The organism is Pseudomonas izuensis (assembly GCF_002356535.2).
In the GTDB taxonomy this organism is placed as follows: Bacteria; Pseudomonadota; Gammaproteobacteria; order Pseudomonadales; family Pseudomonadaceae; genus Aquipseudomonas; species Aquipseudomonas izuensis.
The window spans coordinates 4,189,977-4,210,197 of sequence record NZ_AP017423.2; the positions used below are offsets into that span (position 1 = coordinate 4,189,977).

The 20,221-nt window shown below is 59.9% G+C and carries 18 protein-coding genes and 1 pseudogene; 11 read left to right on the top strand and 8 right to left on the bottom strand.

What is annotated here, in order from left to right; translation table 11 throughout:
• Positions 1-43: 43 nt before the first annotated feature.
• From LAB08_RS18305 to LAB08_RS18315, 3 genes are all read right to left on the bottom strand, one after another.
• Positions 44-1,882, bottom strand: a complete 1,839-nt coding sequence (locus tag LAB08_RS18305; RefSeq protein WP_096510372.1) for an amidohydrolase — start codon at positions 1,880-1,882, stop codon at positions 44-46.
• 91 nt (positions 1,883-1,973) lie between these two features.
• On the bottom strand, positions 1,974-2,558 hold the full coding sequence (locus LAB08_RS18310; RefSeq protein ID WP_096515321.1) for a putative antibiotic biosynthesis monooxygenase: 585 nt from the start codon (positions 2,556-2,558) through the stop codon (positions 1,974-1,976).
• Positions 2,559-2,683: 125 nt separating this feature from the next.
• Positions 2,684-3,337: a hydrolase gene (locus tag LAB08_RS18315; protein WP_096510371.1), complete on the bottom strand. Its 654-nt coding sequence runs from the start codon at positions 3,335-3,337 to the stop codon at positions 2,684-2,686.
• A gap of 329 nt (positions 3,338-3,666) precedes the next feature.
• Here LAB08_RS18315 and LAB08_RS18320 point away from each other — a divergent pair, with 329 nt between their 5' ends.
• Positions 3,667-4,254 carry a helix-turn-helix domain-containing protein gene (locus tag LAB08_RS18320; protein ID WP_157755692.1) on the top strand — a complete coding sequence of 196 codons (588 nt, stop codon included), beginning with the start codon at positions 3,667-3,669 and terminating at the stop codon, positions 4,252-4,254.
• Here LAB08_RS18320 and pdxR read toward each other — a convergent pair.
• On the bottom strand, positions 4,213-5,733 hold the full coding sequence (pdxR, locus tag LAB08_RS18325; RefSeq protein ID WP_172901586.1) for a MocR-like pyridoxine biosynthesis transcription factor PdxR: 1,521 nt from the start codon (positions 5,731-5,733) through the stop codon (positions 4,213-4,215). The genes LAB08_RS18320 and pdxR overlap by 42 nt on opposite strands.
• A gap of 96 nt (positions 5,734-5,829) precedes the next feature.
• Between pdxR and LAB08_RS18330 the strand changes: the two genes are divergently transcribed.
• Both LAB08_RS18330 and LAB08_RS18335 read left to right on the top strand, forming a co-directional pair.
• Entirely contained in the window at positions 5,830-6,588 is a 759-nt protein-coding gene (locus LAB08_RS18330) for a sulfite exporter TauE/SafE family protein (protein ID WP_254007474.1), read from the top strand.
• Between the two features lie 208 nt (positions 6,589-6,796).
• Positions 6,797-7,216 carry a nuclear transport factor 2 family protein gene (locus tag LAB08_RS18335; protein ID WP_096510367.1) on the top strand — a complete coding sequence of 140 codons (420 nt, stop codon included), beginning with the start codon at positions 6,797-6,799 and terminating at the stop codon, positions 7,214-7,216.
• 18 nt (positions 7,217-7,234) lie between these two features.
• On the opposite strand, the gene LAB08_RS18340 is transcribed toward LAB08_RS18335, so the two are convergent.
• A complete protein-coding gene (locus LAB08_RS18340) occupies positions 7,235-8,236 on the bottom strand; it encodes an AraC family transcriptional regulator (RefSeq protein ID WP_096510366.1) in 1,002 nt (333 codons plus the stop codon).
• Positions 8,237-8,674: 438 nt separating this feature from the next.
• Between LAB08_RS18340 and LAB08_RS18345 the strand changes: the two genes are divergently transcribed.
• Both LAB08_RS18345 and LAB08_RS18350 read left to right on the top strand, forming a co-directional pair.
• Positions 8,675-9,508: a fumarylacetoacetate hydrolase family protein gene (locus tag LAB08_RS18345; RefSeq protein ID WP_096510364.1), complete on the top strand. Its 834-nt coding sequence runs from the start codon at positions 8,675-8,677 to the stop codon at positions 9,506-9,508.
• A 208-nt stretch (positions 9,509-9,716) separates the two neighbouring features.
• Positions 9,717-10,715 (top strand): NAD(P)H-quinone oxidoreductase, encoded by a 999-nt coding sequence (locus tag LAB08_RS18350; protein ID WP_096515319.1) that lies wholly within the window; start codon positions 9,717-9,719, stop codon positions 10,713-10,715.
• Positions 10,716-10,808: 93 nt separating this feature from the next.
• Here the strand turns inward: LAB08_RS18350 and LAB08_RS18355 are convergent, their stop codons facing one another.
• Positions 10,809-11,717, bottom strand: a complete 909-nt coding sequence (locus LAB08_RS18355) for a DMT family transporter (protein ID WP_096510363.1) — start codon at positions 11,715-11,717, stop codon at positions 10,809-10,811.
• A 98-nt stretch (positions 11,718-11,815) separates the two neighbouring features.
• On the opposite strand from LAB08_RS18355, the gene LAB08_RS18360 reads away from it, so the two are divergent.
• Complete coding sequence (locus tag LAB08_RS18360; RefSeq protein ID WP_096510362.1) at positions 11,816-12,730, top strand: LysR substrate-binding domain-containing protein; 915 nt, start codon at positions 11,816-11,818, stop codon at positions 12,728-12,730.
• Between the two features lie 258 nt (positions 12,731-12,988).
• Here LAB08_RS18360 and LAB08_RS18365 read toward each other — a convergent pair whose 3' ends face one another.
• Positions 12,989-13,723 (bottom strand): FadR/GntR family transcriptional regulator, encoded by a 735-nt coding sequence (locus LAB08_RS18365; protein ID WP_096510361.1) that lies wholly within the window; start codon positions 13,721-13,723, stop codon positions 12,989-12,991.
• A 262-nt stretch (positions 13,724-13,985) separates the two neighbouring features.
• Between LAB08_RS18365 and LAB08_RS18370 the strand changes: the two genes are divergently transcribed.
• Both LAB08_RS18370 and LAB08_RS18375 read left to right on the top strand, forming a co-directional pair.
• Positions 13,986-15,092 carry a mandelate racemase/muconate lactonizing enzyme family protein gene (locus LAB08_RS18370; protein ID WP_096510360.1) on the top strand — a complete coding sequence of 369 codons (1,107 nt, stop codon included), beginning with the start codon at positions 13,986-13,988 and terminating at the stop codon, positions 15,090-15,092.
• 109 nt (positions 15,093-15,201) lie between these two features.
• Positions 15,202-16,143, top strand: coding sequence for an AEC family transporter (locus tag LAB08_RS18375; protein WP_096510359.1), 942 nt, complete (start codon positions 15,202-15,204; stop codon positions 16,141-16,143).
• Between the two features lie 28 nt (positions 16,144-16,171).
• Here the strand turns inward: LAB08_RS18375 and LAB08_RS18380 are convergent.
• A pseudogene (locus tag LAB08_RS18380) lies at positions 16,172-17,056 on the bottom strand (LysR family transcriptional regulator).
• Between the two features lie 146 nt (positions 17,057-17,202).
• On the opposite strand from LAB08_RS18380, the gene LAB08_RS18385 reads away from it, so the two are divergent.
• From LAB08_RS18385 to LAB08_RS18395, 3 genes are all read left to right on the top strand, one after another.
• Complete coding sequence (locus LAB08_RS18385; protein ID WP_096510358.1) at positions 17,203-18,303, top strand: alkene reductase; 1,101 nt, start codon at positions 17,203-17,205, stop codon at positions 18,301-18,303.
• 63 nt (positions 18,304-18,366) lie between these two features.
• Complete coding sequence (locus LAB08_RS18390) at positions 18,367-19,272, top strand: LysR family transcriptional regulator (RefSeq protein ID WP_096510357.1); 906 nt, start codon at positions 18,367-18,369, stop codon at positions 19,270-19,272.
• A gap of 179 nt (positions 19,273-19,451) precedes the next feature.
• Positions 19,452-20,210 carry an SDR family oxidoreductase gene (locus LAB08_RS18395; RefSeq protein WP_096510356.1) on the top strand — a complete coding sequence of 253 codons (759 nt, stop codon included), beginning with the start codon at positions 19,452-19,454 and terminating at the stop codon, positions 20,208-20,210.
• The last annotated feature ends 11 nt before the right edge of the window (positions 20,211-20,221 follow it).

Sequence of the window (20,221 nt, forward strand, 5' to 3'; positions counted from 1 at the left end):
GATGATTCGCTCCACTGAAATTCGCCCCGTCCGTTTCCCGTCCCTAGAATGCAAAACAGGAACAACCGAAGGCTCCCCAGAAATCTCTGAAATCATTCACCGGCACAGACGACAACCGGGCCCGTTCGTGACTGTGTGAGTGGACGGCGCAAGGACCACTGCACTGGTGCGCCCGGACAGCGGCCATCGCATTAGGCTTCCAGTGCCCTGGAACCTTGCTGACAGGTGACCAGTCCGGCATGACCGGCAGCGCGGGCGGTGCCAATTGGTCGAACTCACCGGCACCATAAACGACCTTGCCTCCCACCACCGTCAACACCGATTCGATCCACTTGATCGCTTCGTCTTCGACGCTGAAGAAATCGGCGCTCAAGGCCACGACATCAGCCAGTTGACCGACCTTGATCTGCCCTTTCTTGCCCTGCTCCGACGAGAACCAGGCGCTGCCATGGGTATACAGCTGCAACGCGGTATCCCGTGACAGACCTTGCGGATACAGCGTCATCCCGCCCACGGTTTTGCCACTGACCAGCCAGTACAGCGATGTCCACGGGTTATAGCTCGACACCCGGGTCGCATCGGTGCCGGCGCCCACGGGTACGCCTTCGGCGAGCATCCGCTGGATGGGTGGCGTGTGCTCGGCGGCCTTGTTGCCATAGCGCTCGACAAAATACTCGCCCTGGAACGCCATCCGGTCCTGAATGGCGATGCCGCCACCCAACGCCCGGACGCGCTCGATGTTTTCAGGGGTGATGGTTTCGGCGTGATCGAAAAACCAGGGGAGGCCATTGAAGGGAATGTCCCGGTCGACCTTCTCAAACACGTCGAGCATCCGCGTGATGGATTCGTTGTAAGTCGCATGCAGCCGGAAGGGCCAACGGTGCTCGACCAGATGGCGAACCACAGGTTCCAGTTCCTGCTCCATGCTCTGCGCAAGATCGGGGCGCGGTTCGAGGAAGTCCTCGAAGTCGGCAGCAGAGAACACCAGCATTTCACCGGCACCGTTATGACGGAAGAAATCGTTGCCGTCGCCGGGCTTGACCAGGCTGGTCCAGCTCTTGAAATCCGCCAGCTCCTGCTTGGGCTTTTGCGTGAACAGGTTGTAAGCGATGCGTACGCTCAACTGGTTTTTATCGGCCAGTTCGCGAATGACCTTGTAGTCGTCGGGGTAATTCTGGAAGCCACCCCCCGCGTCGATGGCGCTGGTGACGCCCAACCGATTGAGCTCACGCATGAACTGGCGTGTCGAGTTGACCTGATATTCCAGCGGCAATGTCGGGCCTTTGGCCAGTGTCGAATACAGGATCATCGCGTTGGGGCGGGCGATCAGCATGCCGGTCGGATCGCCATTGGCATCTAGCTGAATTTCCCCTCCCGGCGGATTGGGCGTATCGCGGGTGTAGCCGACCACTTTCAACGCGGCACGATTCAACAGCGCGCGATCATACAAATGCAGGACGAATACCGGCGTGTCGGGAGCGGCCTTGTTCAGTTCGTCCAGGGTCGGCATGCGCTTTTCGGCGAACTGGAATTCCGTCCAGCCGCCCACCACCCTCACCCACTGTGGCGCGGGCGTACGCTCGGCTTGTGCCTTGAGCATGCGCAGGGCATCCGCCAGCGAAGGCACGCCTTCCCAACGCAGTTCCAGATTGAAATTCAAGCCACCCCGGATCAGATGGAGGTGGGAGTCGTTCAGCCCGGGAATCACTGTGCGCTTATTCAAGTCAATGACCTGGGTGGCGCTGCCGCGCATGGCCATGATGTCTTCGTCATTGCCAACCGCGATGAATTTCCCGTCTTTGATAGCCACGGCGCTGGCCGTGGGTTTCTCGCGATCAACGGTGTGAAAGCGGCCATTGATCATGATCAAATCAGCGTTCATGGTGCCTCCTGATTGTCAGCGTTTGCGATGCAATGCTTGCTGCCGTCTTCGCCGGCCAGCCGGCGCCTGCCGATTCGCGGTGCGCCGGTTTTCACCGACGCTCCCTGCCTTTATCACCACTGAGCCAGGGTGCGAACAGACGGGTCACAGGCGGCATGAACACGTACACCACCAGCAAGACGATGGTCAGCGTGATCACCACATTGCTCTGGACATACCCTCCCAGCCACGGAACCCGTGCGAACAACAGGCCCCAGCACAAGGGGACAATCAATGACAGCGGAAGGATGACCAAAAAGGTAATGCAAGCCTGTTTCCACCGCGGCGGCTGTGGCGCCTGGGCGGTATCGGGCGTGAACCAGAACTCGCGACCCTGGCTGACCTCCAGTTGATCGCCATCGGCCAGCAGGTCTTGCACCTCGGCCACCAGTAAACGACGGTCGTCGGAGTCCAGCCAGGCTTGAAGCTTCTCCGTGCAGGTGAAACGCAGGACGCTCGTGAAGAGATGAACACCGTCTTGATGGCTGCGAAAAACATCCACCCCAAGGTGCCCTTCATAACCCTTGGCGGTATTGACGGTTTTTCGCAGCCAGTCTTCATAGGCGCTCTCACTGCCCTGCCGGGCTCGGTGCCGAACGACTAACGTGGCCACTTCATTGGCATTGAAAATGCTCATTGCGACCTCCGGGGCTGCCAGCGCCCGCGAGCCGATACGGTCGTCAGGCAAGCCGGCAACTCCTGCCGAGCGCACAACTCACCCGAGTGCGCCTCATCCCCCTGCGGAATGAGGCGTAAATCAGATCAGTGACCTTCCGAGGCGTTGAACATCGTCTTGGCGTAAATCAAGCCCAGACCATAAGCGCCGCCATGGGCGATGGAGGTCTTCACCGTTTCGTTGTAGGTGTCGCTTCGGGCCCAGTCGCGCTGCAGTTCCAGCAGGTACTGAAGCGAAGTCATTGGCCGTGCGCCTGCCTGGACCATACGGGTAATGGCGCGTTCGTGAGCCTCATCCGAAACGTCACCGCAGGCATCACAAATGATGTAGACCTCGAACCCTTGCTCGAGCGCCGAGAGCGCAGGGCCGACGATGCAGACCGACGTCCAGAGACCGGCAAGCACGATTCTACTGCGACCGATCTTGTTCACTTCGACGGCGATCCGCTCGTCTTCCCAGGTGTTCATGCTGGTGCGATCAATGAGCGCCTGGCCAGCAAACGTCGAGGTGATTTCCTCGAACATGGGGCCTGAAAAGCTCTTTTCGGCGACGGTGGTAAGAATCGCCGGAACACCAAACTCCCTGGCGGCCTTGGAGATCAATGCAGCGTTGTTGCGAAGGGTGACGGCGTCTATGGACTTGGTGGCAAATGACATCTGTGACTGGAAGTCGATCAGGATCAGAGCGTGGTTGGATGGATCCAACAGGCCTTTACCGGGTGTTGCTTTTGCAGTTGCCATGACACTTCTCCGAATACGTTTGGGAGTGTGCATTCTCAGGGTGTGTTGGAGCCGGCGATTGTATGGATGTGCGATTTTTGAAGGTTTGTGCGCAGATAATTTGCTGATTCCCGGATCGGGGTAGCGGCAGACGGAACGTTCGAATTTATGCCTTTTTTATGCGATGCCGGATGTTTTGCGAGTAGCTTCCTGTCTGGAAAAACCGCCTGGCGCAACGAAAAGGATGAATGGCCCTCACCCTTTGTTGCAACTGTCGGATCATGTACCAGACTGGATGTCAAAAACGGCCGGCACCTGCACCTGTATCCCGATTTCGAGGAAGCTTGAGCATGCATCCGATACCCGAAAAAACCACCCCCGCTACCCACACACCGTCCATCGATGAATTCTTGCTCATCCATCTGTACAGCATCGAGGCGTCTGACCCGGTCATGTTTCACTTGGCCTCTGCGGTGATGCCCATGCTCAACCAGCCGGATGAAGCCAATCGCTTTTTCATCGATCAAGTCATGATGGCCATGCAGGCGCACCTGTCCCTCCAGCAGGGTCGAAAAAGCCTTGCCGTGTCGTCGAAGGATCGAGGCTTGGCGCCTTGGCAGCAGCGACGTGCCAGGGAAATGTTGTGTGCGCATATTGTCGATGGTGTATCCGTTGAAAAACTGGCCCGTGAATGCTCCTACTCTCGCTGCCATTTCAGCCGGGCGTTCAAGCTCAGTCTCGGATCCAGTCCTCATCAGTACCTTCTGCATTTACGCGTGGACAAAGCCAGGAAGCTGCTCCTGAACCCCTCACTGAAAATTACCGATATCGCGATTGATTGCGGATTCTCCGACAGCTCGCATTTCTCCAGGGTCTTCAGTCGATGTACGGGGTTCTCACCTTCTTATTGGCGTCAGCTCAACACGGGCTTTCGATAATCCCCCAATGAGGTCCCGAATCACTTCGGCAAGAATGCCAACCCCTTCATCAATCTCCCGGGTCGTCAGGCCGGCATAACCCAGAATGAGCCCTGCGGGACGCTCGCACGCCGATGACCCAGTGCCGGCGAACAGCGGCGCGAGCGGATAAACGCCCACCCCGCGCTTGAGAGCGGACGCCTGTAGCGCCAGCTCGGCCACGGCGCGAAGTGCCGGCAGCAGCAACACGCCATGCAGCCCCGCCGCCATGCCGACCAGTTGCCCCTGCCCCGCCAGATGCTGCTCGACAGCCTCCAGCAGCGCTTTTCGTCGTCGCTCGTTCTCGCGGCGCAGACGGCGCACGTGGCGCTCATAGGTACCACTTTCGATCAACGAGGCCAGCACGTTTTGCTCCCAGCGCGCCGAGTGACGATCCGTCATTCGCTTGGCTTCGCGGAACACATGAACCAGCTCGCGGGGAAGCACCAGATACCCGAGCCTGAGCTGCGGCGAGAGTGCCTTGGAGAAGGTGCCGACATAAATGACCCGCGCATCGGTGTCCATCGATTGCAGCGCGTCGATGGGTCGCTGGCCATAACGAAACTCGCCGCCGTAATCGTCCTCGATGATCCATGCGCGGTGTCGGCTTGCCCACCTCAGCAGTTCCTGGCGACGAGCGATGGACAGCACGGCGCCCATGGGAAACTGGTGCGACGGGGTCACATAGGCCAACCGCACGCGATCATCGTCCGGCAGATGGCGGGTATCCAGCCCGGCGGCATCGACGGGTATGGGCAGCGCCGTCGCGCCCGTGGCCTCGAAGCTGTATCGGGCCATGCGGTAGCCCGGCTCCTCGAAAGCGAAGGCATCCTGCGGGTCAAGCAGAAGCCGGGCGCACAGGTCCACGCCCTGCTGCGAACCATGCACCACGAGAATCTGCTCCACGTCGCACACCAGGCCGCGGGCGCGGCGCAGGTAGCCCTGCAGCGCGCTGCGCAAGCGCTCTTCCCCTTCGGGCTGACCGTAATAGAGGTTCGCCTGACGCTTGACCAGTTCGGCGCGGTAAGCGCGCTGCCAACCCAGGGCCGGGAAATCCCGCGAGGCCACCGAGCCGTACTTGAAGTCGATGCGGGCCAGTGGCGAAGCGACGCTGTACGGCTCGAGGGCGGCCACTCGCTGACCGTACGAAGACAGTGCGGGCGGCAATTTCCGGCTCGACTGCGAGTCCGCTTTGACCGCCCCGGACGGGGTACTCATCCCCCGTGCCACCCGGGCGGCTTTGCCCGCCGAGGTCACGACAAAGCCCTCGGCGGCCAGTTGTTCGTAGACCGCCGTGACGGTGGTGCGCGACACGCCTAGCTCCGCCGCCATTGCCCGGGTCGACACCAGTTTCGCACCTGCGGCGAGCGTGCCGTCCTCGATCTGCGCCCGCAGCCTGGCGTAGATACGGCGCTCCGTACCACGGGAGGATGCGTTGGATTCGGTTGAAAACTGGCCCATGGAGAAACCTCGAAACTGGCACTTTTTCTTGTGCAGGTCATGGTCGAGATTATGGGCTCGCATCCATCCGGAATGAATCCCCAGAGGGCCGACACCTTGGAACTGACCATCACCACCCTCCTTGTCACCTTCGCCGGGGTCTTTCTGATCTGTTTCATGAAGGGCGCATTCGGCGGCGGCTTTGCCATTGTCGGCATCCCGCTGCTGTCGCTGGTGATGGACCCGATCACGGCCGGTGGCCTGCTCGCACCGTTGTTCATCGCCATGGACCTGTTCGGCCTGCGCTACTGGAAGCCATCCACCTGGTCCAGGGTGGACCTGAAACTGCTGGTGCCCGGACTGGTCGTCGGCATCGGCGTCGGCTATCTGCTCTTTCGCGTGATGGACCACCGTGCCGTCGCCATTGTCATGGCCGTGGTCACGCTGACGTTTGTCGCTCTCTGGTTCAAGGCCGGCGGCGAAGTCAGGGTCCAACCACGCTCAAAACCCAAGGCCGTGGCCGCAGGCCTCACATCGGGCATCACGACCATGGTCGCGCACTCAGGCGGACCACCGCTGGCGATCTACCTGCTGCCGCTGGGCCTGAGCAAGCAGCTCTACGCCGGAACCACCAGTATGTTTTTCACGGTGGGCAACCTGCTCAAGGCCGTGCCCTGGCTGATGTTGGCCAAACCGACCGGCAACGTGTTGAGCCTGACGGCCATCTGTCTGCTCGCCGTACCCAGTGGTGTCTGGTTGGGCTGGCGGCTGCATGCACGGCTGGATCAACGCCAGATGTACCGCGCCTGTTATGGATTGCTGGTGGTCACGGCTTTGAAGCTTTTGTGGGATGGGGTCAGTGGCTATATCGCCTGAGTACGTGTTCGCACGTTTTTCGCTCATCGACGATGTGCAGGGGTACGCACCCGCAACTATTTCAATTTCTCGATCATAGGCGTCGATTTTATTCGGCTATTGCGCGCTCTTCCCCTATGCGAAATTCCTCATCGACGTGGCAACGTTGCCACGCTCGATCGGCATGGTGCGCAACACTGCACCAACCCAATCAATCGAGGACAAGAAAATGAGTAGCGCTGCGCAGTTGCTGCACCTGCATTTCCAGACATTTATCGATGACCACGAACAGTGGAAGACACTGATCGCCGATGATCTGCTGTGGGAGCTTCCCTATGCACCGGGTTTGGGTCATCCCGAACGACTGAACGGCCGTAACGAAGTGCTGGACCATGTGGGCTGGTTCGTTGGCGCGGTCGAAAATTTCCGCTTTCACGACCTGAAGATCCACGCCTTTGCCGATCCCGGCATGGCGGTGGCTGAGGTCAAGGCAGAAGGCTTGATCAAGCCTACGGGCCGAATCTATCGCCAGGACTACGTCCTTTTCTGCCGGGTAGAAAATGGCAAAATCGCCTTCCTGCGCGAGTACTTCGACCCCATTCGCGCGGCCCATGCGCTCGATGCACCGATATCCGCCGCACAGCAATAGGGATTGAAAGTCCTCGCCCTACAATCCGGCCCGGTATTCATTGGGTGTGGTATTGAACCAACGGCGAAAGGCGCGGAAGAAATTCCCAGGAGCGGCGAAGCCCAGCAGATAGGAGATTTCCTGCAGGGTGAGTTGGGGCTGCATCAAATACTGACCAGCCAGCTCTCGGCGAGTACCGTCGAGCAGTTGATGAAAACCGGTGCCTTCCGCTTGCAGGCGGCGCTGCAAGGTACGCTCGGACATTAACATTGCCTGGGCCACCACTTCACGTTTGGGCTCCCCCTGGGGCAGCAAACGACAGAGCAACTGACGCACCTGATGGGTGATCTGGCCGTCCGAAAAGCGCGCCAGGTATTCGCCGGCGAAGCGTTCGTGCAATTGCGCCAGGGCCTCGTTGGCAGAATGCAGCGGGGCATCCAGATCGGTGCGGTCGAACAACAAGGCATAGTGCCCGGCATTGAACTTCAGGGGGGCCTGGAACACCTCGCGGTATGGCGCCGGATGAGCCGGCGCAGGTCCGGCAAAGCTGACAAGGCGAGGCGTCAATGGACGGCACGCCAGCCAGCGGCAAAAGGCCAGGATATAGGCCAGCGACCCTTCTGCACTTTCCCTGGCGGAAGGCAATCGATCGCCGTGAATAGCCAGCGTCAACTCATAGCCGTCCGATGTAGGGTGAAGGCTGAGATCTGCACTCTCCCCAATGATGCGCTGATAGCGGACCAGACTGGATATCCCCTCATGCAAGTTGCGGCTGGACATCAAGGCATAGCCAACCACATGGAAGGAGGATGGTCGCACCACCTGGGCCAGGTTCAGGGCAATGACGGGATTCCCCGAGGCTTCTACCGCCAGGTGCCATAGGCCCGTCATGCCATCCTGTGGGAAGCGTGCTTCGGGATCGCTCAGCGCGCAATAGTCCATCCCAAGACGTTCGAACAGGCTGCGGCAGTCGACACCGCCCATTTCCAGGGCGCGGACAATGGCGCTCGCCCAGCCGGAGGAAGTAGTACGCGGACTCATCTGCAGATTCCCACTCGATTCAGGCGCAGCCGTTTTACACCAGCATCCGCACGCGAGACAACATTGACCAGCCACACCCTCCGCCGTTGTTTCTGCTGTTCACCTTAGGACGATGTAGGAGCGAGCTTGCTCGCGATGGAATCAAGAGCGCCGTGTTTAGCCAGTAAACACGCGTCATCGTTAACGACCATCGCGAGCAAGCTCGCTCCTACATAGGTCCACATCAGGCGCGACCTTCTCGCCCCATGCGAGGACGCCGGCGTACTGGCCCAGCAATGAAATTGAAGTTTCATGAGGCATATACCTGACCGGCAAGGCGAGCAGTCTGGCTGGCTGGCTGGCTGGCAAGGAGAATTTCGTCTTTCCCCCCTCCTCACTAGACTCCTTGGCACCCCGATCAACCCCTTCTGGATCAACCACAAACAGAGGTTCACTCCCATGCGATACGTTCACTTCAACCATCGAGGTCGCGCCGTGCTGGGCGTACGCACCGCCGATGGCGTCAAGGTACTGGGCGAAGAGACGCTGGAATCCCTGCTTGAGCGAGGTGTGAATCTGGTCACCTACGGCGCCAACGCATTGGGGCCTATTGTCGACATAGGCGAAAATGACTACCTGCCGTTGATGTGCAATCCGGGAAAAATCCTCTGCCTCGGTTTGAACTACGCCGATCATGTCAAAGAATCCGACTACGCCCAACCGGACTACCCGACGCTGTTTGCGCGTTTAAACAGCAGCCTGACAGCACACAACAAACCGTTGATTCGTCCAAAAATATCCAACGCATTGGACTACGAAGGCGAGATGGCCGTGGTATTGAAAAGCGGGGGCCGACATATCCCGAAAGACAAAGCGCTCGATCACGTCGCGGGCTATGCACTGTTCAACGACGGCTCGGTTCGCGAGTACCAGTTCAAATCGCCGCAATGGACCGTCGGCAAGAATTTCGACGATACCGGTGCATTCGGGCCGGACCTGGTCACGGCCGACGAGCTCCCCGCCGGCGGCAAGGGGCTGCTGCTGGAAACCCGGGTCAATGGAAAAATCGTTCAATGCGTCAATACCAAAGACATGATCTTTGATGTAGCGACCCTCATCTCCACCCTCAGCGAAGCGCTCACCCTGGAAGCCGGCGACATCATCGTGAGCGGCACTCCGGCGGGCGTCGGTTTCGGCATGACCCCCAAGGTCTACCTCAAGCCCGGCGACGTGGTCGAGGTGTCAATCGAAGGTATCGGCAAACTGGTCAATCCGGTGATGGACGAAGCGTAACGGCAGCGGCAGCCCCCAATTCATTGCGCCCCCACTGATGCAAATTTGCATCACTCACCATGAATAACGCTGCGCGCCAGCATCAGTACCGATACTTATACTGCGCGGGCTTGGGGGGCCTCGCTCAATGATCCGCCCGGATTATCGAGCATCATCTTTTGAAGGAGTGATCGCTATGTCTGATCCCATTTATCGCGTACCGTCCCTCATGACGGCCATTGAAATCAAACAGCCAGGCGGCCCTGAGGTCCTGGTGCCGACTACGCGCCCCGTACCGACGCCAACCGCCGATCAGGTGCTGATCCGCATCCACGCGGCGGCCGTGAACGGTCCCGACGTGTTCCAGCGCAAAGGGCTGTACGATCCACCCGCTGGCGTGACGGACATTCCCGGGCTGGAAGTGTCAGGTCAGGTTGTCGCCGTGGGTTCCAACGTGTCCGACTTCCAGATCGGTGAGCTGGTGTGTGCGTTGATTCCCGGCGGTGGTTACGCAGAATTTGCAGTGGCGGACGCCTGCAACACGATGCACATCCCTAAAGGCCTGTCGCTGTTGGAAGCGGGGGCCATGCCCGAAACGTTCATGACGGTATGGCTGAACGTTTTCCAGCGCGGCAAGCTGGATGCTGGCGAATCGGTGTTGATCCATGGCGGCGCGTCGGGTATCGGCACCACGGCGATCATGCTGGCGAAGGCATTTGGCGCTTCGAAAATCATCACGACCGTCGGCTCGCAGGCGCATCAGGACGCCAGCCTGGCGCTGGGTGCGGACCTCGCGATCAATTATCTCGAGGCCGATTTCGTCACCGAAACCAAGCAGGCCACCGCTGGAAAAGGTGTCGATGTGATCCTCGACATCATTGCCGGCGACTACGTGCAGAAAAACTATGATGTCGCCGCCATGGACGGCCGGATCCTTCAGGTGGGTGTGATCAAGGGCCCGGCGAAGGACCTCGACGTCGTACCGATGATGATGAAACGCCTGACGCATATGGGCTCGACCTTGCGATCGCGCACCCCTGCGCAAAAGGCGACCATCATGCAGGAACTCGAGCAGCAGGTCTGGCCCCACATCGAGAGCGGCAAGATCAAGCCGGTCATCTACAAGACCTTTGCGCTGACCGACGCTCGCGGCGCTCACGAGCTGATCGATTCCGGCACACACTTTGGAAAAATTGTCCTGACGACAGGCGCCACGCTCATCGCCTGACAGCTTGGCGTTTCACCCAACCGGCAAACCTTGCCGGTTTGGTGGCGGGTGCGGAATAAGCGCATTTTTTCAAGGGACAGACCTGCATGACCATCACTTGTACGCGGCGCAAACCGGACGCGGCGCCGACTTCCCTAACTGCAGCACATAGACCCCGGCGATGATGCACGCCAGCGCCAGCAGATCATGGGCACGCAAGGGTTCGTGAATCAGCAATGCGCCGATGCCCAGTGCCACCACCGGCGGAATGTAGGTGACACCGGCGGCCTTGAGCGCCCCGAGATGCTGCACCAGAAAGTAATACAAGACGTAGGCCACACCCGTTCCCAGGATGCCGAGCCCGAACACCAGCCCGGTCAAGGCAACGGGTTGATCGGCAATCCGCCCGATCCCGTCGAGGTCAGTGCTCAACAAAAGCACCAGTAACGCCAGTCCGATCTGGTAAGTCGACAAGGCCAGGGGCGATAGATCCCTGTTCGCAAGAAAACGCCTGGCATAGACAAATGAACAGCCCAGGCTGAACGAGCCCCCGACCATGTAAAGCACGCCTTTGATTTCGATGCCGTCGCCAGCGCTGGTCCAGGGCCGGGCAATCAACAGCACGCCCACAAAACCGACCATCAGCCCCGTCACCGTCAAGCGATTGATCGGCTCCTGCCGTAAAAAAACAAAGGCCGTCAAAAATGCGAAGAGCGGAATCGCCCCGCTGAGCATCCCTGCGATCCCGGACGGGAGCAGCGCCGCGCCCTTGGCAAACGCAAGGTAATACAGCGTGGTGGCCAGCAATGACATGACCAGGAAATGATGGATGTACCGCCAGTGAGACCAGCGCAACGCACGACGCGACAATGCCAGCACCAGTACAGGAACGAAGCCGAAGAGCACGCGCAACAGAACGATCTGCGAGGGAGAAATCACCTCGGCGGCCCATTTCATGAAAATGAAATTGCTGCCCCAGATCAGTCCGAGCAGGACAAAAGCCGGATAGACAAACTTATTCATGGTGAACCTCTGCACGGGGGTTGATGCCCGAAATTACTTGGTAAAGACTGAGTCGGACAAACGATTAAAAAACTTCTATGGAGTAGAAAAACTTCAGTATGAACCGCATGCCCCCCATGAAGGCCCTGCTAGCGTTCGATGCTGCAATGAAACACAGCAGTTTTTCCGAAGCGGCAATCGAGCTTCATGTCACCCCCGGCGCCGTCGGCCAGCAGATTCAAAAGCTGGAAGAATGGCTGGGCACGCCGTTGTTCATCCGGTCTGTGCGGCAAGTGCGCCCTACCCAGGCTGCGTTGAACTATTGGGCGGCGATACAGCCCGCGCTCCTGCGGATCCAGCAGGCCAGCCACGAGTTACGTCTGAGCCAGGTGAGCGAGGTGTGGCTGTCGATGCCGCCGACCCTGGCGGCGAAATGGTTTGCTTCACGGATGGCCGACTTCTTGAGCTTCAGGCCGGACATCACCTTGCACCTGAGCGCATCGACGGCGTTGGTTGATTTCGAGCGCGATCGGGTCGATCTCGCGATTCGCTACTTTGACGGTGACGATCCGTTGCTGGACTCGACGCTGCTGTACCGCGATGAAGCCCGCCTTTACTGTTCGCCCGCGTATGCCCGCAAACTCAAGTTGAAGCGCCCTGAAGACCTGGCGCGGGCCACCCTGCTTCACACCACGCTACTTCCCCATTGGGCGCCTTGGTTCAAACGCTTCAGTCAACTGACTGACGCGCAGGTCGCTGCCATCCCTTGCCAACATTTCGATCAGTCCATTCTTGCGATAGAGACAGCACGACACGGACAAGGTGTTGTGCTCAGCAGCGCGATCCTGACGGAGGTTGAGGTGAAAAACGGCTCGCTGTGCGAACCCTTTGAAATGCGCCTGCCGGTGTCGAGGGGGTACTACCTCGTACACCCTCGCCAGATCGGGTTGCGCCCGGCCGCGGCGGTCTTGAAGACATGGCTGATTGATCGGGCCGGCAAGGAGCAATACGGCCTGAGCAGAAAGGAGAAATGATCCCCTGTGGGAGCGAGCCTGCTCGCGAAAGCGGCGTATCTGACGCCATCTGTGCCGGATGTGCCGGCCTCTTCGCTGGCAAGCCAGCTCCCACAAGGGATCTTCATTGGCCGCAGGTTTGGTGTTCAGTGTAGGAGCGAGCTTGCTCGCGAAGGAGGTAAACGATAACGCGCCCTGTCTGAATGACCGCGTTGTCCGGGTGTTTTTCACGTGCAAGCTCGCTGAGTCACTTGTAGAACAATGAAACAACCCGCGCCCCTAGTAAAACTTGATCTCGTAGCCGAATCGCGATGCTGCGCTGACGATATGCTGCCCCATGATCTGACGCGCCGCCGCCGCATTGCGGTCGATGAATGCCTGGACCAGTTCTTCATGCTCCCCGCGCGCCGCGTGCGGAATATTGCTGAACACCGGGCCTCGCCGCGCGAAGTTCATCGTGATCAATGCCCGCATCGGTTCGAGCACCGTGCGAATCATTGTCTCGAGATAATCGTTGCCTGACGCGGCGGCCACGGCCCGATGAAAGTCGAGGTCCGCATTGACCGTGTCCAGGGTCGGTTCGCCTTCATATTGCATACGCAGGACCGCCGCCTGAATGGTTTTCAGCTTGCCGGGCGTCATGTGCGACGCTGTCAGCGCGGCGGCCTGGCTTTCCAATACGGCCCGCACTTCGAACATGTTGCGGATCGTGTTGTCACCGTCCAGCAACGGCGCACTCTCGCGGGGTGCCAAAGGCTCCGGCGATTGGCTCGCGGCCGAAACGAAAACGCCCACGCCCTGGCGTGACTGGATCAGCCCCTGCGCTCGAAGCGTCGCGATGCCTTCCCGTACGACGTTCCGGCTGACGCCGAAGTTTTGCGCGAGAAACTGTTCGGTGGGCAAACGATCGCCCGGCCGCAGTCGTCCGGAGGCAATCTCGTCGCTCAACGAGCGGGCGATGTGCTCGGCAAGGTGAGGTCGCCGCGCGACGGGTTGCACATTCATTTCACTCATGCTCGTTCTTCCCTCTCACTTGTCTACTTAATCTACATCAGGCGACTTGTTCCCGTCAGTTAAAACTGAAGTTCTGCAACCGACATAATAATTAAAATGTTTAAAATCAATTACTTAATAGACATATAGACTAAAGCCTGAAGAAAAACACCAGTTGTTCTGTTGAAGGACAACAGGATGTCATATACGTTGTCCTCAACCTGGCGCAGGCGAAACCCGAAAATCGCCGCGACACCGTGCAACCCGCTTGAGGCGACGTCTTATGAAAATTGCCAGTATTGAAACCATTGCGCTGCGGATTCCGTTCACCACTGGAGGCAAGTCGGCCGGTGGGGTCTGGGGGCCGAAAGACCTGCAGATGGTCGATTCCCTCGTGGTTAAAATCACGACCGACGACGGCATTGTCGGTTGGGGCGAAACCTTCGGTTTCACCGCGATACCGGCGGTAAAAATCGTGATCGACACCATCCTTGCGCCCGAGCTGATTGGCAGCGATGTCACACGCCGCGAGAAATTGCAGGGCGATTTGCAGAAGAAGTTTCACGTCTTCGGTCGCAGCGGCGCGTTCATCTACGGCTTGTCGGCGATTGATATCGCGCTGTGGGACATTGCTGGCAAAGCGGCCAGCCAACCGATCTACCAGCTGCTTGGCGGCAGTGAGGCCACCTCGCTGGCGGCGTATGCAAGCCTGATCCGCTATGCCGACCCCGAGCTCATCCGCATCAATGTGCAACGCGCAGTCAACAGCGGTTTCCGCCACCTGAAGCTGCATGAGGTCGATGTCGAGGTGATCCGCGCCGCGTGCGAAGCCGCTGGCCCCGACGTGGAGATCACCCTCGACGTCAACGCCCCGTGGTCCGTGCGTGAAGCACTGGATATGACCGAGAAACTTCGCCCGCTGAATCTGCGCTGGATCGAAGAGCCGGTGTGGCCGCCGGAGAACTATTCGGGTCTGGCGACGGTGCGCAGGCACGGCGGCATTCCGGTGGCGGCCGGCGAGAATGCGTCGACGCTGATGGACTTCCAGCACCTGCTCGAAGCCGGCGCGGTCGATTTCATTCAGCCCAGCCCGGCAAAAATGGGCGGCATCACCGAACTGCAAAAAGTCTATGCGCTGGCAAACGCCCATGGCGTCACCGTGATGGTCCACGCCTTCTATGACGGCCCCGGCCTGCTGGCCGCCGTGCATGGAAGTGCCGCCCTGGGTGGTGCCAAGTCACTGGTGGAATGGCGTTATTTCGATCTCGAAGCGCAACTCTATGGCGACGCCATCATTCCCCGAAACGGACGCATCGACGTACCGCAAGGGCCAGGACTCGGCATCGAGCCGGACCCGGACGTCATTCGCGACTACCGCTTCAAACCCTGACCCATAAGCCGATTGCACCGCTGATCGAAGCCGACGCCACAGCCTTCACTGTCGGCCTCGATCAGCCATGGCGACATTCTTGATAAGAATAAATACGAGGATTGATGACATGTTAGACAGGATCGTAGGGCCCATCTTGCCCGTCGCGTTTGTGATCGCGCTGGGCTATATCGCCGGCAAGCGCGGGCGGCTCAGCCATTCGGACAGCCTGCTGATCAGCCGGCTGGTGCTCGGCTGGATATTCCCGGCGCTGCTGTTTGTCGGGATGGCCGGCACGCCTCGCGAACAGCTGTTCGACTTCAAATTCGTCGCCGCCACATTTATCGGCATCATGGGCATGTATACGATCGCACTGGTGATCGGCTGGTGGCGCTTTCGCGACCTCAAGGTGGCGACGCTCAAGGGCTTCGTCAACGGCTACCCCGACGCCGCCTTCATGGGCATCCCGATCCTCGGCGCGATGTACGGCGCAGGCAGCATCTATTCAGTACTGGTGCTGAACCTGGTCGCGAGCCTGGTGATGATTCCGGTGACGACCATGCTGCTCACCATCGCCGATGGCAAAGGCAGCGGCACCCAGGCATTCGTGTCGAGCCTGTCGGGCGCCGTACGCCGCCCGCTGATGTGGGCACCGGCCCTGAGCATCCTCCTCTCCCTGCTTCAGGTCAAACTGCCGCCGCTGGCCGCGGAATCACTCACGCTTCTGGGCAAGGCAACACCGGGCGTATCACTGCTGTGCCTGGGGCTGATCATGTCTTCCGAGAAGCTGAAAATGTCGGGTGAGGTGTGGACCAACCTTGGACTCAAGCTGTTCATTCACCCCGTGCTGATGTTCGGCGCCACTGTCGTACTGGGCACTCATGGCCTTTACGCACAACAGATGATCCTGCTGTGCGCGCTTCCATCGGCGACGATCCCGGCGATGTTCGCGAACCAGACCGGCGCCTATCAGAGCGAAGCCGCCACCTCCATCCTGGTCAGTACCGTGCTGTCGATCGTGACGTTTTCGGCGGCGATCTACCTGATTGACGGGGGACTGGCGGCAGCCTGATTGTGGGTCCCTCACGAGGCATGAGCAATCAGATGCGCAAGTGCTCACTCATGTAGTCAATGAACACACGCAACTTGGGAGAGGCATAGCGACTGGCTGGCCACAGCATCCAGAAGACGACCTGGCGGTCCAGGTAGTCGTCCAGCACTGTGACCAGTTGACCGCCCTCCAACGCTTCGCGCACAAGGAAGGTCGGCAGGAAGGCGATCCCCCTGCCCTGGATGGCGGCATAGGCAAGAGGCTCGATGGTGTTCGACGTCATCGTCGCGGGCAGCACCAATTCAGCCTCGGAGGCTTCGAGGCGCAGCGGCCAACGCTCCAGCTTTCCCGTGGCCGGGAATTTGTGTTGCAGGCATAGATGGCGCTCCAGTTAATGCGGATAAACAGGTACGCCGTGCCGCTTGAGATACACGGGCGATGCCACCAGCACATGTGCGCAGGAACCCAGGCGGCGCGCGGCCAGGCGCGAATCGCTTTGCTCGCCGGTCCGAATCACCGCGTCGAAACCCTCCTCGATCACGTCGACCATCCGGTCGCAAAAATCGATATCCAGTTCGACTTCCGGATACTGCGCCATGAACCCGTCAAAGGCCGGCATCATCAAGTCGCCCAGCAGAGGTGAGCCCACGCGAAGCCGCCCACGTGGATTGCCCGCCAGGCCTGACAGCTCGGACTCGGCAGCCGTGACCTCACTGAGGATGCGGCGGCATCGCTCAAGGAACAGGGCCCCTTCTGCCGTCAACGTGATACTGCGTGTACTGCGATGAAACAGCCGGACCTGCAAGCGCTCTTCCATCCGGGCGATGGTCTTGCCCACGGTCGAGGACGACACCCCCAACTGCCGGGCGGACTCGGTAAAGCTGCGCGTTTCGGCAACCTGCACGAACGTTGCGATGCCACTCAGATTTTCCATCACATCTCCTGCCTGCCCCGGTAGCCCCCGCCAATGAGGCGGGATTACGGAAAATCCATCCGAAATGTTCGGCATCGCGGGATATTTTTCTCCACGCTTTTTGCGCCTACATTGCGCCCATCCCACCACTGATAGGTATCGTTGTCATGTCCAAACTGCATACGAGCATCCAGATAGGCCCCCACCAGATTTCCCATCGCGTTGTTTTGGCCCCCCTGACCCGCATGCGTGCCGAGCCGGGTGCGATCCCTGGCCAGTTGATGGCCGAGTACTATGCCCAGCGCACCACCGCCGGTGGCCTGTTGATCGGCGAAGCCACCATCGCCGCAGCCAATGGCAATGGATACCTCGGTGCTCCCGGCTTGTATGACGATAGCCAGATCGCTGGCTGGAAGCGGGTGACCGACGCCGTTCATGCCAAGGGCGGTAAAATCTTTTTGCAGCTCTACCATGCGGGACGCCAGTCCAATAGCCTGCTGCAGCCAGACGGTGCCCAGCCAGTGGCCCCTTCCGTCGTGGAACACGGCGGACTGGCCTACACCGAGTCCGGCTGGACCCCCGGCACCCCGGCGCGCGAACTGACCATCGCGGAAGTCCACGGGCTGGTGGACAGCTTCCGCGACGCGGCCGTACGCGGTATCGCCGCCGGATTCGACGGCGTGGAGTTGCACTCGGCCAACGGCTACCTGTTCGATCAATTCCTCCAGGACGGTAGCAACAAACGTACGGATATCTACGGTGGCTCGTTCGAGAATCGCAGCCGGTTCCTGCTGGAAACCGTAGAAGCGGTGATCGCCGTCTGGGGCAGCAATCGGGTGGCGGTGCGCCTGGGGCCGAGCGGCCATTTCGGCGATATGTCCGACAGCGACCCCGTTGGCCTGTTCACCTATGTCGCCCGCGAACTGAACAAGCTGGACCTCGCCTATCTGCACCTGATCGAGCCGCGCATCCTGGGTGCCGCCGAGGACGAGCATCGGGACCAGAATCCGGTGGCGTCCCAACTCATCCGTCAGCACTACAAGGGCACCCTGATCGCGGCGGGCGGCTTTTCCGGTGAGTCGGCGAAGGCGATCCTTGAGGCCGGTGATGCCGACCTGGTCGCTTTTGGCCGCCACTTCATCGCTAACCCTGACTTGCCGGAACGCCTGCGCAATGGCTGGCCGCTGAACCCGTACGACCGCGAGACGTTCTTTGGTGGTACTGAGGTGGGTTACACGGACTATCCTTTCCACACTGAAGCTGCGTGACAATCTGCACCGCCGGTAACTGGGGCCTTTAAGTGCACACGGGCTGATGGATGGTGCTAACGCATGAAGGACCTTTTCACTTACCGGCTTTTCACCAGGGTCGCGCGACTGGGCAGTTTTTCAGCCGCGGCCCGTGAAGTGGGTCTTTCTCAATCCCAAGTATCCAGGGCTATTGCCGAACTCGAAGCCGATCTCGGTACCCTGCTGTTGGCAAGATCGACACGCGCAGTCGTGCCCACTGAAGCGGGGGCGGATTTTCTGTTGCGCATGGAGCCCATCCTTGCCGCGGTGGAAGAGGCAGAACAGAGCGTTCGCGCGGGCGCAGAGCTGCGTGGCGTCGTGCGAATCAGCATGCCAACGAGCATCGGCGTGAGGGAAATCATTCCGCGCATCGCGCCGTTCGCGGCCCAGCACCCCAACCTGCATATCCAGGTCCTGCTCGCCGATCACTGGCAGGATCTGGTCCGCGAAAATATCGATGTCGCGATACGCCTGGGACGGCTGTTGGACTCCAGTGCAACGAGCCGTCAGATCATGACGATCTCCCGGTTCATTCTCACCTCCCCCGCCTACTTGCGCGCCGCTGGCGAGCCAACGACCCCCGAGGACCTGCAATCCCATCGAATCATCGCCGGCCCTGCCTCGATTGTTCCCAGCGGCTGGATGTTCACACGCAATGGAGAGACCCGAACCATTGAGCTCAAGGCGCATTTCTCAACGGACGAAAATGAGGGAGCTGTCGCAGCGGCCACCGCGGGCTTGGGGATCACGTCGACAACGGCCTGGGCATGCCGGCGCGAACTTGAAACCGGTGAGCTCGTCCCCCTGCTCACCGATTGGATGACCGAATCCATTCCTGTGCATGCCTATTTCCCCCATGGCTCGCGCACCCGAAGTGCCGGCCGCGCACTGATCGAGCATTTGATCTCCAGCCTCCTGGCCGAGGATAGCGACACGTTGAGAGTGTAAGTGGCACCGGCCGGATACCTATGCATTCCCTGCATAAGTCATAGCCCATCAGGATGACTACTGCTCTAGCGCCGAAGCTGACAATTTAGCGCCGTCATTCAGCACGGCGAATCGCTCGAACCTGTTCAACCGAACGCCGTACTGGACGCCCCTTACTTGATCCTTCCAGGAGACGTGTCATGCGTATGACCGGCAATACTATCTTCATCACCGGCGGCGGCTCCGGCATTGGCCGGGGCCTGGCCGAAGCCTTTCACAAGCTGGGTAACCAGGTGATCATCTCCGGCCGACGCAAAGAGCGGCTGCAGCAGACACTGGACGCCAATCCAGGCATGGCTGCGATCGAACTCGACATCACTGACCCGGACAGCATCCAGGCCGCCGCACAGACGCTGCTCTCCAGGTACCCGGATCTGAATGTGCTGATCAACAATGCCGGCGTCATGATGCTGGACAATGCTGGCGGCGCGGTTGACGACGCGCTCGCGCAGTTGACCGTCACCACCAACCTGCTCGGCCCGATCCGCATGACCTCGGCGCTGGTCGAGCATCTGAAAGCGAAGCCTGACGCGGTGATTGCCAACGTCTCCTCCGTGCTCGGCTTCGTGCCAATGGCCGTCGCGGCGGTCTATTCGGCAACCAAGGCTGCGCTTCATTCCTACACGCTGTCGCAACGCTACCTGCTGCGTGAACAAGGTATCCAACTGGTTGAAGTTGCGCCGCCCTGGGTACGCACCGAGTTGCTCAACAGCAGCGAGGAAGAGCGCGCCATTCCGCTGGACCAGTTCATCACGCAAGCCATGGAGCAGTTCGAGAGCGGCGTGGACGAAGTCCTCGTCTCTCCCGCCGAAGCCATGCGTGCCAATCCCGGGCCGAACGAACATGCGTGGGTCGATCAGTTCAACGACATGCTCGCCAGCGGACCGGCTCTCGGCTGACCCTCATTTTG